General features: G+C 61.7%; 13 protein-coding genes and 5 tRNA genes. 9 read left to right on the forward strand and 9 right to left on the reverse strand.

Annotation, left to right across the window (positions count from 1 at the left end):
* Nucleotides 1–9 precede the first annotated feature (9 nt).
* From IFT44_RS06950 to IFT44_RS06980, 7 genes are all read right to left on the reverse strand, one after another.
* Nucleotides 10–720 (reverse strand): ABC transporter permease, encoded by a 711-nt coding sequence (locus tag IFT44_RS06950; RefSeq protein ID WP_192175640.1) that lies wholly within the window; start codon nt 718–720, stop codon nt 10–12.
* A complete protein-coding gene (locus IFT44_RS06955; RefSeq protein ID WP_192053784.1) occupies nt 717–1,445 on the reverse strand; it encodes an ABC transporter permease in 729 nt (242 codons plus the stop codon). Before IFT44_RS06955 ends, IFT44_RS06950 begins: the two co-directional genes overlap by 4 nt.
* A gap of 69 nt (nt 1,446–1,514) precedes the next feature.
* Nucleotides 1,515–2,297 carry a transporter substrate-binding domain-containing protein gene (locus tag IFT44_RS06960; protein WP_192053787.1) on the reverse strand — a complete coding sequence of 261 codons (783 nt, stop codon included), beginning with the start codon at nt 2,295–2,297 and terminating at the stop codon, nt 1,515–1,517.
* Nucleotides 2,298–2,553: 256 nt separating this feature from the next.
* The gene (locus IFT44_RS06965; RefSeq protein WP_122479259.1) at nt 2,554–4,263 is read right to left on the reverse strand and encodes an ATP-dependent DNA ligase; all 1,710 of its coding nucleotides are present in this window, start codon (nt 4,261–4,263) and stop codon (nt 2,554–2,556) included.
* On the reverse strand, nt 4,260–5,270 hold the full coding sequence (locus IFT44_RS06970) for a ligase-associated DNA damage response exonuclease (RefSeq protein WP_192053789.1): 1,011 nt from the start codon (nt 5,268–5,270) through the stop codon (nt 4,260–4,262). Before IFT44_RS06970 ends, IFT44_RS06965 begins: the two co-directional genes overlap by 4 nt.
* Nucleotides 5,271–5,414: 144 nt before the next feature.
* Nucleotides 5,415–5,490: transfer RNA gene (locus IFT44_RS06975), tRNA-Asn, on the reverse strand.
* A gap of 60 nt (nt 5,491–5,550) precedes the next feature.
* Entirely contained in the window at nt 5,551–6,747 is a 1,197-nt protein-coding gene (locus IFT44_RS06980; protein WP_192175641.1) for an amino acid aminotransferase, read from the reverse strand.
* 288 nt (nt 6,748–7,035) lie between these two features.
* Here IFT44_RS06980 and uvrB point away from each other — a divergent pair, with 288 nt between their 5' ends.
* The 9 genes from uvrB (at nt 7,036) to IFT44_RS07025 (ending at nt 13,666) form a co-directional block, all read left to right on the forward strand.
* Complete coding sequence (gene uvrB, locus IFT44_RS06985) at nt 7,036–9,051, forward strand: excinuclease ABC subunit UvrB (protein WP_122479256.1); 2,016 nt, start codon at nt 7,036–7,038, stop codon at nt 9,049–9,051.
* A 219-nt stretch (nt 9,052–9,270) separates the two neighbouring features.
* Nucleotides 9,271–10,749: a glutamate--tRNA ligase gene (gene gltX / locus IFT44_RS06990; protein ID WP_122479255.1), complete on the forward strand. Its 1,479-nt coding sequence runs from the start codon at nt 9,271–9,273 to the stop codon at nt 10,747–10,749.
* A gap of 242 nt (nt 10,750–10,991) precedes the next feature.
* Nucleotides 10,992–11,067: transfer RNA gene (locus tag IFT44_RS06995), tRNA-Ala, on the forward strand.
* 69 nt (nt 11,068–11,136) lie between these two features.
* Nucleotides 11,137–11,212 (forward strand) — tRNA-Glu (locus IFT44_RS07000).
* A gap of 53 nt (nt 11,213–11,265) precedes the next feature.
* Nucleotides 11,266–11,341, forward strand: a tRNA-Ala gene (locus IFT44_RS07005).
* A 43-nt stretch (nt 11,342–11,384) separates the two neighbouring features.
* A tRNA-Glu gene (locus tag IFT44_RS07010) sits at nt 11,385–11,460 on the forward strand.
* A gap of 122 nt (nt 11,461–11,582) precedes the next feature.
* Nucleotides 11,583–12,020, forward strand: coding sequence for an acyl-CoA thioesterase (locus IFT44_RS07015; RefSeq protein WP_122479254.1), 438 nt, complete (start codon nt 11,583–11,585; stop codon nt 12,018–12,020).
* Between the two features lie 102 nt (nt 12,021–12,122).
* Nucleotides 12,123–13,067, forward strand: coding sequence for a tRNA dihydrouridine synthase (locus tag IFT44_RS07020; RefSeq protein WP_122479253.1), 945 nt, complete (start codon nt 12,123–12,125; stop codon nt 13,065–13,067).
* 152 nt (nt 13,068–13,219) lie between these two features.
* Nucleotides 13,220–13,666, forward strand: coding sequence for an Hsp20 family protein (locus IFT44_RS07025; RefSeq protein WP_192175642.1), 447 nt, complete (start codon nt 13,220–13,222; stop codon nt 13,664–13,666).
* Nucleotides 13,667–13,737: 71 nt separating this feature from the next.
* Here IFT44_RS07025 and IFT44_RS07030 read toward each other — a convergent pair whose 3' ends face one another.
* A complete protein-coding gene (locus IFT44_RS07030) occupies nt 13,738–14,823 on the reverse strand; it encodes an ABC transporter ATP-binding protein (RefSeq protein WP_192175643.1) in 1,086 nt (361 codons plus the stop codon).
* Complete coding sequence (argF, locus tag IFT44_RS07035) at nt 14,820–15,740, reverse strand: ornithine carbamoyltransferase (RefSeq protein ID WP_192057556.1); 921 nt, start codon at nt 15,738–15,740, stop codon at nt 14,820–14,822. Before argF ends, IFT44_RS07030 begins: the two co-directional genes overlap by 4 nt.
* Between the last annotated feature and the right edge of the window lie 148 nt (nt 15,741–15,888).

Below are 15,888 nucleotides of genomic sequence, written 5' to 3' on the forward strand. Positions count from 1 at the left end.
GTTCAGGTCCTAGTGCGTCGGGCCGAGAAAGGCCAGCCAGCGGCGTTCGGCCAGGCGAAACAGTCCAACCAGAGCGAAGGTGACGGTCAGGTAGATCAGCGCGGCGATACCGAAGGATTGGAAGGTCAGGAAGGTCGCCGAATTGGCGTCACGCGCGACCTTGAGAATGTCCGGGATGGTGGCGGTGAACGCCACCGTGGTCGAGTGCAACATGAGGATCACTTCGTTGCTGTAGTAGGGCAACGAACGGCGCAGGGCGGACGGCATGATCACGTAGGCATACAGCTTCCAACCGCTGAGGCCGTAGGCTTTGGCCGCCTCGACCTCGCCGTGGTTCATGCTGCGGATGGCCCCGGCGAAGATTTCCGTGGTGTACGCGCAGGTGTTCAGCGCGAATGCCAGCACCGTGCAGTTCATCGAGTCGCGGAAGAAGTCGTTGAGCAGAGGCTGCCCACGCACCGCCTCCAGGCTGTAGATGCCGGTGTAGCAGATCAGCAGCTGGATATAGAGCGGGGTGCCGCGGAACAGGTACGTGTAGAACTGCACTGGCCAGCGTACCCAGCGCCGATTCGAGACCCGTGCGATCGACAGCGGCACCGAGAACACGAAGCCGATCACCAGGGCGGCAGTGAGCAGCCACAGGGTCATCGCCAGGCCGGTGATGTTCTGCCCGTCGGAGTAGAGGAACGGTCGCCAGTATTCTTGAAGAAGCTCGATCATCGCAGGGCCTCCCGGGTGCCCGCGCTGTAGCGTCGTTCAAGCCAGCGCAGGGCGATGTTGGAGGCACTGGTGATCAACAGGTAGATGAGCGCGGCCAACACCAGGAAGTAGAACAACTGATAAGTGCTCTTGCCCGCGTCCTGGGCGGCCTTCACCAGATCGGCCAGGCCGATGATCGACACCAGCGCCGTGGCCTTGAGCATGACCATCCAGTTATTGCCGATACCGGGCAGGGCGTAGCGCATCATCTGCGGAAACACGACATAGCGAAAGCGCTGCGAGCGCTTGAGGCCATAGGCCGTGGCCGCTTCGAGTTGCCCGCGCGGTACTGCCAACATGGCACCGCGAAAGGTCTCGGTGAAATAGGCGCCGTAGATGAAACCCAGGGTGATGACCCCAGCGGCGAAAGGATCGATTTCGATGTAGTCCCATTCCAGCGCTTCGGTAATACCGGTCAGCCAGGTTTGCAGGCTGTAGAAAATCAGCAGCATCAGCACCAGGTCGGGCACGCCGCGAATCAGGGTGGTGTAGAGCTGCGCAGGCACGCGCAGCGCCGCAGCGCCGGACAGCTTGGCGCTGGCGCCGAGCAGGCCCAGCACCACGCTGACCAGCAGCGAGAGCAGGGAAAGCTTGATGGTCATCCAGGTGCCCTCGAGCAGCAACGGGCCGAAGCCCTTCAAGCTGAACGCAGACAACCCGAGGTACTGCAAAAGGTCATCGAACATGAATCTGGCCTTTGCCGATCAAAAAAACGCCCATCCCCGAGCGGGAATGGGCGCTGTCACAGCGGGGATTTATTTACCGCTGTACAGGTTCAGCTCACCGAAGTGTTTCTTCTGGATTTCGCTGTAGGTGCCATCATCATGTAACGCTTTGATACCTTTATCGATGAACGCCTTGAGTTCCTTGTTACCTTTGGCGATACCCACGGCCGTCTTGGCCGGCAACAGCTCGCTGTCGATAGCCTCGCTGACTTCATAGCCAGCACCCTGTGGCGACTTCAGGAAGCCAAGCTCGGCCTGCAGCATGTCTTGGATGGATGCGTCGAGACGACCCGAGATCAAGTCGGCGTACACTTGGTCCTGATTTTGATAGGCCTGGGTTTTCACCCCAGCCTTGTCGAGCACGGCCTTGGCGTAGGCTTCCTGGATGGTGCCCTGCTCGTAGCCGACGGTCTTGCCCTTGAGCGACGCCAGGTCGGTGCTCAGGCCTGCACCTTTCTTGAACACCAACGAAGTCGGGCCCGAGAACAGTTCGTTGGAGAAGTCGATGACTTTCTCCCGCGCCGGGGTGACGGTCATCGAGGAAATCACGCCATCGAATTTCTTCGCCTTGAGCCCGGGAATCATGCCGTCGAAGTCGCTTTCGACCCACTTGCAGGTCACTTTCAGTTCCTTGCAGATGGCATTGCCCAGATCGATGTCGAAACCCACCAGGCTGCCGTCGGCGGCCTTGGATTCGAACGGTGCGTAGGAAGGATCGACCCCGAAGCGCAACTCCTTGTATTCCTTGGCCATTGCGCTGCCGGCCGAAAACGCCAGGGCCAGAGCAGAAAGGGTCAGCAATGCTTTTTTCATCGTGCAGTCCTTAAAACCAGTTGAATGCGTTGGTGAGGGCGATGTGCGTTACCGGCAAGTGCCAGACATCATTTTGATAGCAATTTCCGCACCATAGTCCCAGTGCAGACCGCTCTGAGCAAGGTTGTGTCGCGTGGCAGCAAGTTTCGCCATGGCCCGAGTGACCCTGGATGTCCGCGCTGCGCGTCATTGGTACAGCAATGCCCTGAAATAATCCACGGCAAAAAAATGCACCTCGACGGTGCATTCAGAAGGGTCAGGCCAACAGGTCCTGCAGGGTCGCCAGGCTGTCCGCTTCTGCCACCGGTTTGTCGTGGCGCCAGCGCAACATGCGCGGGAAGCGCACCGCAATACCGCTTTTGTGGCGCTTGGACAAGGCAATGCCCTCGAAGCCCAATTCGAAGACCAGCGTCGGGGTCACGCTGCGCACCGGGCCGAACTTCTCCACGGTGGTCTTGCGAACGATCGCGTCGACCTTGCGCATTTCTTCATCGGTCAATCCGGAATAGGCCTTGGCGAACGGCACCAGCGTTCGCTCGGACGCTTCGGGTGGGCCATCCCACACGGCGAACGTGTAATCGCTGTACAGGCTTGCCCGGCGCCCGTGGCCGGCCTGGGCATAGATCAATACCGCGTCGACGCTGAACGGGTCGACCTTCCATTTCCACCAGGTGCCCATGTCCTTGGTGCGGCCGACGCCATACAGCGAATCGCGGGCCTTGAGCATCATGCCTTCCACACCCAGCGCGCGCGACGCTTCGCGCTGTCGGCCGAGGTCTTGCCAATCGTCGCCGGTCAATACCGGCGAGGGGCGCAGCACGGGGTCGGCGGCCTGCGCGATGACCTGTTCCATCCGCGTGCGACGTTCGTGCTGCGGGCGGTTGCGCCAGTCTTCCCCTGCCCATTCGAGCAGATCGTAGGCGAGCACCACCACCGGAATCTCTTCAAGGATTTTCTTGCTCAAGGTTTTACGGCCGATGCGCTGCTGCAGCAGGGCGAACGGCTGCACGGCGGGTGCATCGGCCGACGCACTCGATGACTCGTCCAGGCTGAAATGTTCAGGTGCCACATCGGTTGCTGGCGGGGTTTTCCAGACCACGATCTCACCGTCGATGACCGTACCGTCAGGCAGGCTCGCGGTCAGTGAGTGCAGCTCCGGGAAGCGATCCGATACCAGTTCCTCGCCGCGCGACCAGATCCACAGGCGCCCCTCGCGCTTGACCAGCTGGGCGCGAATCCCATCCCACTTCCATTCCACCTGCCAGTCGCTGCTGGGGCCCAGCAAGGTGTCGAACTGATCGACCGGTTGCTGCAGAGAGTGGGCGAGGAAAAACGGGTAGGGCTGGCCACCCCTTTGGGCATGTTCGTCCGCCGATTCCTGGGCGATGAGCTTGAGGTAACTTTCGGCGACCGGACGGTGCGACAGGTCGGTGTAGCCCACCAGGCGCTGGGCGACGCGCTTGCTGTCGATACCGGCCATCTGCGCCAGCGCGCGGGTGACCAACAGCTTCGACACACCGACGCGAAAGCTGCCGGTGATCAGCTTCAGGCACAGCATCAGGCTGGCCCGATCCAGCTGCGCCCACAGCGGCGGCAAGCGCGCGTGGAGCTCCTCGGGCGGCAGCCCGCGCAGGGGCAACAGGGCGTTTTCCAGCCACCAGGCCAGGCCTTCGTCGCTGCTTTGCTCAGCTTCGGGCAGCAACAGCGAGAAGGTCTCGGCCAGGTCACCTACGGCTTGATAGCTTTCTTCGAACAACCACTCGGGCACGTTCGCCAGTTTGATCGCCAGCTCGCGCAGGATCTTGGTCGGCACCAGCTGCCGTGGACGGCCACCGGAAAGGAAGTACACCGCCCAGGCAGCATCGGCCGGTTGCGCCTGACGGAAGTAATCTTCCAGAAACTGGCGCTTGGCATTGGTCGAGGTGGTTTCGTCGAGATTGGCATACAACTGCGCGAAAGCTTTCAAGACGCGACCTCCTGAGGTTCCTCTTCATTGCCGTACTCAGTGGTGAACCCCTGTGCGTCCAGGCCGATGTCTCGCAGATAGCGCACCAGCACCTCTACCGAGCCGTGGGTGACCATGACCCGCTCGGCTCCGGTCTGCTCGATGGCCCAGAGCAGGCCTGGCCAGTCGGCATGGTCGGACAGCACGAAGCCTCGATCCACACCACGGCGGCGGCGGGTACCGCGCAGACGCATCCAGCCACTGGCGAAGGCGTCGCTGTACTCACCAAAGCGGCGCATCCAGGTACTGCCCCCGGCCGAGGGCGGGGCGATGATCAACGCGTTGCGCAGTGCCGGGTCGGTTTTCTTGAAGTCCCCGGCGTATTGGGTTTCCGGAATATAGACACCGGCATCGCGGTAGACGCGGTTCAGCGGTTCGACCGAGCCGTGGGCCAGAATCGGTCCGATGCTGGCGTCGATGCCATGCAGCAAGCGCTGGGCCTTGCCGAAGGCGTAGGCGAACAACACGCTGGCCTTGCCTTGCTCGGCGTTGGCTCGCCACCACTGGTTCACTTCCTCGAAGATCTCCGCTTGCGGCTGCCAGCGATAGATCGGCAGGCCGAAGGTCGATTCGGTGATGAAGGTGTGGCAGCGCACCGGCTCGAAGGGCGCGCACGTGCCATCTGGCTCGACCTTGTAGTCGCCCGAGGCTACCCACACCTCACCTTTGTATTCCAGGCGGACCTGGGCCGAGCCCAGTACGTGTCCGGCAGGATGGAAACTCAAGGTCACACCGTTGTGTTGCAGGACTTCACCGTACTCGAGCAATTGCAGATTTATCTCCTGGCCCAGGCGAGTGCGCAGGATGCCTTCGCCGGGTGCTGCGGCCAGGTAGTGTTGGTTGCCCGTGTGCGCGTGGTCGCCGTGACCATGGGTGATCACCGCGCGCTCGACGGGCTTCCATGGATCGATATAGAAATCCCCGGCGGTGCAATACAGACCTTCGGGACGAGCGACGACAAGATCCATGGCAGGTCGGCCAGGTAATGGGTGTGTTGTTATGAGGGGGTGGGGCAGGGGAAAGTTCGAAGGCATACGCCTTGACGAGCGCTGCACGTGGCCCGTGACGCAGGCATGAAAAAGCCCCTACGATGAGGGGCTTGTTTCAGAATCTGGCTCCACGACCTGGACTCGAACCAGGGACCCAATGATTAACAGTCATTTGCTCTACCAACTGAGCTATCGCGGAATCTGCTGCGTATGTTACTGATTGCTAAGGGGAAGTCAAGCCTTCCCCTTAGCAAGGTTGTTACAGCACTTTGACGATGGCCTTGATCACGCCGTCGATATTGCTTTGGTTCAAGGCGGCCACGCAGATGCGCCCGGTATCCAGCGCATAAATGCCAAACTCGCTGCGCAGGCGACCGACCTGCTCGGCGCTCAGCCCGGAATACGAAAACATCCCCGCCTGGCGAGCGACGAAGGTGAAGTCACGGTTGGCGCCCTGGGCAGCCAGGCCCTCGACCATTTGCAGGCGCATGCCGCGAATGCGCTGGCGCATCTCGCCCAGCTCAGTTTCCCACATGGCTCGCAGCTCGGGGCTGTTGAGCACGTTGGCGACGATCATGGCGCCATGGGTCGGCGGGTTGGAGTAGTTGGTACGAATGACCCGCTTGATCTGCGACAGCACGCGCGCGCGCTCGTCGCTCGACTGGGTGACGATCGACAGCGCGCCCACCCGCTCGCCATACAGCGAGAACGACTTGGAAAACGAACTGGAAACGAAGAAGCTCAAGCCCGACTCGGCGAACAGGCGCACGGCCGCCGCGTCTTCCTCGATGCCGTCGCCAAAGCCCTGATAAGCCATGTCGAGGAACGGCACGTGGCCCTTGCGCTTGACCACATCCAACACGTTGACCCAGTCCGCCGCGTTGAGGTCGACCCCGGTGGGGTTGTGGCAGCATGCATGCAGCACGACGATGGAGCCTGCGGGCAAGGCGTCGAGGTCTTCGAGCATGCCTGAACGGTTCACGTCGTTGCTGGTCGCATCATAGTAACGGTAGTTGCGGACGCCGAAGCCTGCAGCTTCGAACAGCGCACGGTGGTTTTCCCAGCTCGGATCGCTGATCGCGACGACCGCATCGGGCGACAGCTGCTTGAGGAAATCTGCACCGATCTTCAGGGCGCCGGTACCGCCAACGGCCTGCGTGGTGACCACACGGCCCGCTGCCAGCAGGGGCGACTGGGCACCGAATATCAAGGTCTGTACGGCCTTGTCGTAGGCAGCGATGCCGTCGATGGGCAGATAGCCACGGGCCGCGTGCTGTGCAACGCGCTGCGCTTCGGCTTCGATCACCGCGCGGAGCAGGGGAATTCGCCCCTCTTCGTTGCAGTACACGCCCACACCCAGGTTCACCTTGTCGGTGCGGGTGTCGGCGTTGAATGCTTCGTTGAGGCCCAGGATAGGATCGCGGGGTGCCAATTCGACAGCGGAAAACAGGCTCATTTTTACCGTAGCTCTGATCGGGAGTAAGGAAGGGTGCACGCTTCATCCATGCTGCGCGAAGCGGTGCGCGAGTGGGATGTCAGTATAAAGACGCTTGGCTGACGGGGCGACAGGTTGCACCTGGTTTTACCTGTTTTTGCCGATTTATTTTCGACCATTGGTCCCGCGTTTGCCGGAGGTCTTGGGCCTTGCCCTTGAAACTCGTAGGAACAGGCGCAAACTAGGGTTAAGTACTGTCTATAAATACAGTCGGAAAATGTCCGGCTGGTGCGACTCATGAGGTGTGGCATGTCCGAGTTCCAACTCGTTACCCGTTTCGAGCCTGCTGGCGATCAGCCGGAAGCCATTCGCCTGATGGTGGAGGGGATCGAGGCAGGGCTGGCGCACCAGACATTGCTGGGGGTAACCGGATCGGGCAAGACGTTCAGCATTGCCAACGTGATTGCCCAGGTGCAGCGTCCGACACTGGTGCTGGCGCCCAACAAGACCCTGGCAGCTCAGTTGTACGGCGAGTTCAAGGCGTTTTTCCCGAACAACGCCGTCGAGTATTTCGTCTCCTATTACGACTACTATCAGCCCGAAGCCTACGTGCCGTCGTCGGACACCTTCATCGAGAAGGATTCCTCGATCAATGATCACATCGAGCAGATGCGCCTGTCCGCCACCAAGGCACTGCTCGAGCGCAAGGACGCCATCATCGTCACCACGGTGTCGTGCATCTACGGCCTGGGCAGCCCTGAAACCTATCTGAAAATGGTCCTGCACGTGGACCGCGGCGACAAGCTCGACCAGCGCGCGTTGTTGCGCCGTCTGGCCGACCTGCAATACACCCGCAACGAAATGGACTTCGCCCGCGCCACGTTCCGTGTGCGCGGCGACGTGATCGACGTGTTCCCGGCCGAATCCGATCTTGAAGCCATCCGTATCGAGCTGTTCGATGACGAGGTCGAGAACATCGCCGCGTTCGACCCGCTGACCGGCGAGGTCACGCGCAAACTGCCGCGCTTCACCTTCTACCCCAAGAGCCACTACGTTACTCCGCGCGAGACCCTGCTCGGCGCTGTGGAAGGCATCAAGGAAGAGCTCAAGGAGCGCCTGGACTACTTTCGCGACAAGAACAAGCTGGTGGAAGCCCAGCGGCTGGAGCAACGCACCCGCTTCGATCTCGAGATGATCCTCGAGCTGGGCTATTGCAACGGCATCGAAAACTATTCGCGCTACCTCTCCGGCCGCCCTTCGGGCGCCGCTCCGCCCACCTTGTACGATTATTTGCCAGCCGACGCCCTGCTGGTGATCGACGAGTCCCACGTCAGCGTTCCGCAGGTGGGTGCGATGTACAAGGGCGACCGCTCGCGCAAGGAAACCCTCGTCGAGTACGGCTTCCGCCTGCCATCGGCGCTGGATAACCGGCCGATGCGTTTCGACGAGTGGGAAGGGGTGAGCCCGCAGACCATTTTCGTCTCTGCTACCCCCGGCAACTACGAGGCCGAGCACGCCGGCCGCATCATCGAGCAGGTGGTGCGTCCGACCGGTCTGGTAGACCCCCAGGTGGAAGTGCGGCCGGCGTTGACCCAGGTGGACGACTTGCTGTCCGAGATCCGCAAGCGCGTCGCCACCGACGATCGCATTCTGGTTACCGTGCTGACCAAGCGCATGGCCGAGGACCTTACCGATTACCTGGCCGACCATGACGTGCGCGTGCGCTACCTGCACTCGGACATCGACACCGTGGAGCGGGTCGAGATCATTCGCGACCTGCGCCTGGGCGCGTTCGACGTGATCGTGGGGATCAACCTGCTGCGCGAAGGCCTGGACATGCCTGAGGTCTCGCTGGTGGCGATTCTGGATGCCGACAAGGAAGGTTTCCTGCGCTCCGACCGCTCGCTGATCCAGACCATTGGCCGTGCCGCGCGAAATCTCAATGGGCGTGCCATTTTGTATGCCGATCGCATGACCGGTTCGATGGAGCGTGCCATCGGCGAAACCGAGCGCCGTCGCGAGAAGCAGATCGCCTTCAACGAGGCCAATGGCATCGTGCCCAAGGGCGTGATCAAAGATGTCGCCGACATCATGGAAGGCGCCACCGTGCCCGGCTCGCGCAGCAAGAAGCGCAAGGGCATGGCCAAGGCTGCCGAGGAGAACGCACGCTACGAGAACGAGCTGCGCTCGCCGAGCGAGATCACCAAGCGCATCAAGCAGCTGGAAGAGAAGATGTACCAGCTGGCGCGGGATCTGGAGTTCGAAGCGGCAGCACAGATGCGCGACGAAATCGGCAAGCTGCGCGAGCGCCTGCTCAAGGTCTGACACCGCGTCGCCCCCTTCGCGGGTAGAACCCGCTCCCACAGAAAAGCACCAACCAGCCCGCCCCCATGTGGGAGCGGGGCGGGCGGCCTAGCCCTCTGCCCGCGAAGGCCGCACTGCGTTCCCAGCCGAGCACCCATGCCCGTCGCCACACGATTCTGGAGCCTTGCCCCCAAGCCCTGCTAACATCGGCGTTTCGATTCAACCTGCTCGAGACCCTTCATGACCGTTCGTACGCGTATCGCCCCATCGCCCACCGGCGACCCCCATGTCGGCACGGCCTACATCGCCCTGTTCAACTATTGCTTTGCCAAACAGCATGGCGGCGAATTCATCCTGCGCATCGAAGACACCGACCAGTTGCGCTCCACCCGCGAATCCGAGCAGCAGATCTTCGACGCCCTGCGCTGGCTGGGCATCGAGTGGAGCGAAGGCCCGGACGTAGGCGGCCCTCACGGCCCTTACCGGCAAAGCGAGCGGGGCGACATCTACAAGCAGTACGCCCAGCAACTGGTCGACATGGGTCACGCGTTCCCCTGCTTCTGCACGGCCGAAGAACTCGACCAGATGCGCGCCGAACAAACCGCCCGGGGCGAAACCCCGCGCTACGACGGTCGTGCCCTGTTGCTATCGGCCGAGGAAGTCCAGCGTCGCCTGGCAGCAGGCGAGCCCCATGTCATCCGCATGAAGGTCCCTACCGAGGGCGTCTGCGTGGTCCCGGACATGCTGCGCGGCGATGTCGAAATCCCGTGGGACCGCATGGACATGCAGGTCCTGATGAAAACCGACGGTCTGCCCACCTACTTCCTGGCCAACGTGGTCGATGACCACCTGATGGGCATCACCCACGTGCTGCGCGGTGAAGAATGGCTGCCCTCGGCGCCCAAACTGATGAAGCTCTACGAATACTTCGGCTGGGAGCAACCGGCACTGTGCTACATGCCGCTGCTGCGCAATCCTGACAAGAGCAAGCTGTCCAAGCGCAAGAATCCGACCTCGGTCACGTTCTACGAGCGCATGGGTTTCATGCCTGAAGCCATGCTCAACTACCTGGGCCGCATGGGCTGGTCGATGCCCGACGAGCGCGAAAAGTTCTCCCTGGCTGAAATGGTCGAGCACTTCGATCTTTCCCGTGTATCCCTGGGCGGTCCGATCTTCGATATCGAGAAGCTCTCGTGGCTCAACGGCCAGTGGTTGCGCGAGCTGCCGGTGGAACAGTTCGCCGCACGGGTACAACAGTGGGCTTTCAACCCTGACTACATGATGAAGATCGCTCCCCACGTGCAGGGCAGGGTTGAAACCTTCAGTCAGATCGTTCCGCTGGGTGGCTTCTTCTTCGCCGGCGGGCTGCAGCTGGACGCGCGCCTGTTCGAAAGCAAGAAACTCTCTGCGGACCAGGTGCGGCAGCTGATGCAGTTGATCCTGTGGAAGCTGGAAAGCCTGCGCCAGTGGGACAAGGAACGCATCACCGCGACCATCCAGGCCGTGGTCGAGTCGCTTGGTTTGAAACTGCGCGACGCCATGCCGCTGATGTTCGCCGCAATCACCGGGCAAGCCAGCTCGGTGTCGGTTCTGGATGCCATGGAAATCCTCGGCCCAGACCTGACCCGTTTCCGCTTGCGCCAGGCCCTCGACCTGCTCGGCGGCGTCTCCAAGAAAGAAAACAAGGAGTGGGAGAAGCTCCTGGCTGCAATCGCCTGACCCCCGACGCGGCTCGCGCCGCTGCTACAGAAGATCGCGGGCCCGGCACACCGCACGTGCATCCGATGCACCGCGATCCCTGTAGCAGCGGCGCAAGCCGCGTCGCTCCTCGCCCAAACCCAGCAAAACCGGTAAGTCCCTGTAATCGCGATAAAAAACTTCAGAATAATTCTGAAAATAAGTTTGACACCCTGGCGAGGTCGTCTTAATATGCGCCCCGTCCACACAGCAACACACTGTTTGGGGCTATAGCTCAGCTGGGAGAGCGCTTGCATGGCATGCAAGAGGTCAACGGTTCGATCCCGTTTAGCTCCACCAAATTCCAGGTTCGATGTCACGTGCTGATAACGAGCCGATCAGTTACAGACTGATCTTGGTAGAAGGTATGTCCCCTTCGTCTAGTGGCCTAGGACACCGCCCTTTCACGGCGGTAACAGGGGTTCGAGTCCCCTAGGGGACGCCAGTTGTACAGAAATGCCGAGTGAAGTCGGCATTCCGCCGCAGGGCGATAAATTCGGGGCTATAGCTCAGCTGGGAGAGCGCTTGCATGGCATGCAAGAGGTCAACGGTTCGATCCCGTTTAGCTCCACCAATTTGCCGGAGTCCGCAACAGCGGGCTTGACTGAAGGTTTTGCGTCCCCTTCGTCTAGTGGCCTAGGACACCGCCCTTTCACGGCGGTAACAGGGGTTCGAGTCCCCTAGGGGACGCCACGATTACCCGCTCTGCGGGACTTATAAGGCTCATTCGATTATTGAATGAGCCTTTTGTTTTTCTGCCCTCGCAATAATCGCCCATTCCTGAATCGCCACCGCCCAATTCTTCAGGAGCGCCCATGAACTGGGATCGGCCCACCCCCTTCGTTATCCAGCTCCAGGTCCAGTCCGACGACATCGACGGCCTCGGGCATGCCAACAACGCAGTCTACGTGACCTGGCTCGAGCGCTGTGCCTGGCAGCACTCGCAGCACCTGGGTCTGGATCTGGCAACCTACCGCCAGTTGGATCGCGCCATGGCCGTGGTGCGCCATGAGATCGACTACCTGGCCAGTGCCCACGAAGGCGATGAGCTGCACCTGGGTACCTGGATCCTCGACTGGGACCGCCGCCTGAAAATGACACGCCAATTCCAGCTGCTGCGTCCGCGCGATGGTGCGGTGCTGCTGCGGGCCCGCACTACCTTCGTGTGCATCGAGCTGTCCAGCGGCAAGCCCAAACGCATGCCGCCGCAGTTTCTGGAAGGGTACGGCTCGGCGATAGCCATCGAGCCCTAGAGCCATCAATTCTTGGCACCATCGGGTAGCAGCGCTGCCGTCGATGTGCAGGCTTTCTGCTAGAATCCGCTTCCTTTCACGCCTCTGCCCGAGAACTACCCCATGCAATTAGCTTTGGCGCCCATGGAAGGGTTGGTCGACGATATCCTGCGCGACGTCCTCACCCAGGTCGGCGGCATCGACTGGTGCGTCACTGAGTTCATCCGCGTCAACGAGCGCGTGCTCACCGCCGCCTACTATCACAAGTTCGGCCCCGAGCTGCTTACCGGTGCGAAGACCCGTGCCGGGGTGCCGCTGCGCGTGCAACTGCTTGGCTCCGACCCCTCGGCCCTCGCCGACAACGCTGCGTTCGCCTGCACCCTCGGCGCGCCCGTGATCGATCTGAATTTCGGCTGCCCGGCCAAGACGGTGAACAAGTCCCGTGGCGGCGCGGTGCTGCTCAAGGAGCCCGAGTTGCTCCACCGCATCCTGCGCGAAGTGCGCGCCACCGTCCCTGCGCACATTCCCGTGACGGCCAAGATGCGCCTGGGTTTCGATACCCCGGACAGCGCCATCGAATGCGCCACGGCCTTGGCCGAGGGCGGGGCGGATGTGCTGGTGGTGCACGCGCGGACCAAGGTCGATGGCTACAAGCCGCCTGCGCACTGGGAGTGGGTCGCCAAGGTGCAGGACGTGGTGAAGGTGCCGGTCTATGCCAACGGCGACATCTGGACCGTGGCCGACTGGCGGCGCTGCCGCGAGGTCAGTGGCGCGCAAGACTTCATGCTCGGTCGTGGCCTGGTGTCCAGGCCCGACCTGGCTCGGCAGATCGTCGCGGCCCGGCAAGGCATCGAGCTGCCTGACATGACCTGGTCCGAGCTGCTGCCATTGATCCGCGAATTCTGGCGCCAGGCCCGTGCGCAACTGACGCCACGCCAGGCACCGGGTCGACTCAAGCAGTGGCTGGCCATGCTGACCCGCACCTACCCCGAAGCGACCGAGCTGTTCACCCTCGTGCGTCGCGAGCAGGATTGCGACGCCGTGGAACGGCTGCTGCAGCCGGGCTAGCGGGTCGCCTTACCGCACGAAAAAATGGCTGCGCCGTTAAAAATTTTTTCGTGCGAACTCTTGAAAGCCCTTGGGTGGTCCCTATCTATGGGGTACGCGATGCCGAATTCGGGTCGCGGAGACAACCACTCGCTGAGATTCAGGAGAGACACATGACTACCGCATTTTCCCTTGCTCCACTGTTTCGCCACTCCGTGGGCTTCGATCGGTTCAATGACCTGTTCGAGTCTGCCGCACGCAACGAGTCGGCCAGCAGCTACCCACCCTACAACGTCGAAAAGCATGCCGATGATCAGTACCGGATCGTCATCGCTGCCGCAGGCTTCCAGGAAGAAGACCTGGAGCTGCAGGTCGAGAAGGGCGTACTGACCGTCAGTGGTGGCAAGCGCGACGCCGATACCAGTGCAGTGACCTACCTGCACCAGGGCATCGCCCAGCGCGCGTTCAAGCTGTCGTTCCGCCTGGCCGACCATATCGAGGTCAAGGCCGCAGCGTTGAACAACGGGCTGCTCAATATCGACCTGCTGCGTGTCGTGCCTGAAGAGGCCAAGGCCAAGCGGATCCCCATCAATGGATCCGTGCAGACTCGTCTGCAGTAACGCTTGTAGCCTTAGAAGAAAGGGCGCCTGGTGGGGCGCCCTTTTTTATTGGCTGAAATTTCTCCGGGTTGTCAGGCCTGTCGGCGCGTGTCGGCCAGCACCGGCACACTGCCTGCTGCAGGAAACAACACCAAATGGTCGGCGGCGACCTGAATACCAACTTCGGCCCCTGGCTGATAGTCCAGGTGACTGGGGAATACGGCTTCAAGTTGGCTGCCGGTCGGTAGCTGCAGGCGATACAGGGTAGCGGCGCCCTGGAAGCTCTTGCCGACGATGCGTGCCTTGAGCGAGCTGTCGGGCGCGTGCACGATGTCGTCGGGACGCAGCAGCAGATCGACGGCGCTACCGGCAGGCCATGTATAGGCGCGGTTGCCACGCAGAACACCCAGCTCGGTACTCACCGTCTCCGGATCCAGCAATTGACCACGTATGAAATAGCCCTGGCCGATGAAGCTGGCCACGAACGGCGTAGCGGGTTCATGGTACAGGTTGTACGGCGTATCCCACTGCTCCAGCCGACCCTCCTTGAATACGCCCACATGATCGCTGACGGCGAAGGCTTCTTCCTGATCATGGGTGACCAGGATCGCGCTGGTACCTCGGCGCTTGAGAATGTCCCGCACTTCGTGACTCAAGCGACGGCGCAGCTCGACGTCAAGGTTGGAGAAGGGTTCGTCCAGCAACAGCAGCTGCGGCTCCGGCGCCAGTGCTCGGGCCAGCGCGACACGCTGTTGCTGGCCACCCGACAATTCATGGGGATAGCGCGCATCCAGGCCACCCAGGTTGACCAGTTCGAGCATGTCGCCGATGACCTGGGCCTGACGCGGGTGCTTGCGAATGCCGAAGGCGATGTTCTGGGCCACGGTCAGGTGGGGAAACAGCGCGTAGTCCTGAAAGACCATGCCGATCCGGCGTTTCTCCGGGGCCAGGGTGTGCCCGGCCTTGGAAATGACCTCGCCATCGAGGGTGATCTCGCCCTCGTGAACCGGCTCGAACCCGGCAATGGCGCGCAGGGTCGTGGTCTTGCCGCATCCGGAGGAACCGAGCAGGCAACCGATGTCGCCTGTATTCAAGTGCAGATTGAGGTTCTGGACTACGCGTTGGGCGCCGTAGCCGCAGGCCAGGTTGCGCAATTCAAGCAGCAGTGCGGTGCTCATTCAGGGCGATATCCTGGAGCGACCAGAAATTCCAGCAGCGCCTTCTGCGCATGCAGGCGGTTCTCGGCCTGGTCCCAGGCCACAGCGCGTGGGTCGTCGAGTACGTCGTGGCTGATTTCTTCGCCGCGATGCGCAGGCAGGCAGTGCATGAACAGCGCATCGTCGGCCGCCAGGTCCAGCAGCTCTCGGTTGACCTGATAAGGCTTGAAAAGCTTCAGGCGGCGGGCGGTTTCCTCTTCCTGGCCCATGGAGGTCCAGACATCGGTGCTGACCAGGTGGGCCCCACGCACGGCCTCGCGCGGATCACGGACCACGCTGACGCGGTCCGGCGCCATGGCGAGGAATCGCGAGTCGGGCTCGAAGCCTTCGGGGCAGGCAATGCGCAGTTGGAAGTCGAACTGGATGGCCGCTTCTATATAGCTGTGGCACATGTTGTTGCCATCGCCGATCCAGGCCACTGTCTTGCCTTGAATGGCACCACGGTGTTCCAGGAACGTCTGCATGTCGGCAAGCAACTGGCACGGATGCAGGTCATCGGACAGGCCGTTGATCACCGGTACCCGCGAGTTGGCAGCGAACTCGGTCAGTGTCTGGTGGGCGTAGGTGCGGATCATCACCGCATCGAGCATGCGCGACATGACGATGGCACAGTCGCCGATGGACTCGCCACGGCCCAGCTGTGTATCGCGCGGGGACAGGAAAATCGCCTGGCCGCCGAGCTGGATCATGCCGGCTTCGAAGGACAGGCGGGTACGCGTCGACGATTTCTCGAAGATCATGCCCAGTACGCGGTTCTTCAAGGGTTCGAAAAGCACGCTGCGCTGGCGCAGGTCCTTGAGCTCGATGCCTCGACGAATGATGCTGATTAGCTCTTCGGGCGTGCAATCCATAAGGGAGAGAAAGTGCCTTGCGCTCATCATTGACTACCTTTTGCCACGGACCGCAGGTACTCGAAAACAGGTTTTTCGGAAAAACGAGTGAGACCTGCGGCGAAAGCCGCACGGGGCGACGAAATAAGGGAAGGCGCCATCCTATAAGGAACTGTCGCCTTTTACCAACAGCCAC

Origin of the sequence: Pseudomonas sp. CFBP 13710 (genome assembly GCF_014842235.1) — a bacterium.
Lineage (GTDB): Bacteria > Pseudomonadota > Gammaproteobacteria > Pseudomonadales > Pseudomonadaceae > Aquipseudomonas > Aquipseudomonas baltica.